The following is a 544-nucleotide window of genomic DNA, read 5'->3' as shown; positions in this document are numbered from 1 at the left end:
GTTGTTTATGGACCCGAAACGCATGATTGAAGCCTGTGACGAAAACACCATCGGCGTGGTGCCGACTTTCGGCGTGACCTACACTGGTAACTATGAGTTCCCACAACCGCTGCACGATGCGCTGGATAAATTCCAGGCCGATACCGGTATCGACATCGACATGCACATCGACGCTGCCAGCGGTGGCTTCCTGGCACCGTTCGTCGCCCCGGATATCGTCTGGGACTTCCGCCTGCCGCGTGTGAAATCGATCAGTGCTTCAGGCCATAAATTCGGTCTGGCTCCGCTGGGCTGCGGCTGGGTTATCTGGCGTGACGAAGAAGCGCTGCCGCAGGAACTGGTGTTCAACGTTGACTACCTGGGTGGTCAAATTGGTACTTTCGCCATCAACTTCTCCCGCCCGGCGGGTCAGGTAATTGCACAGTACTATGAATTCCTGCGCCTCGGTCGTGAAGGCTACACCAAAGTACAGAACGCCTCTTACCAGGTTGCCGCTTATCTGGCGGATGAAATCGCCAAACTGGGGCCGTATGAGTTCATCTGT

At 55.9% G+C, this 544-nt stretch carries 1 protein-coding gene; it reads left to right on the top strand.

What is annotated here, in order from left to right:
* Nucleotides 1-544 (top strand): pyridoxal-dependent decarboxylase (locus FTE26_RS20215; RefSeq protein ID WP_264109082.1); only part of this gene is annotated, 544 nt, incomplete at both ends.

This window comes from Escherichia sp. S10b, from assembly GCF_028421345.1.
Classification (GTDB): Bacteria; Pseudomonadota; Gammaproteobacteria; order Enterobacterales; family Enterobacteriaceae; genus ECMA0423.
This window is presented reverse-complemented; position numbering and strand designations above follow the sequence as displayed.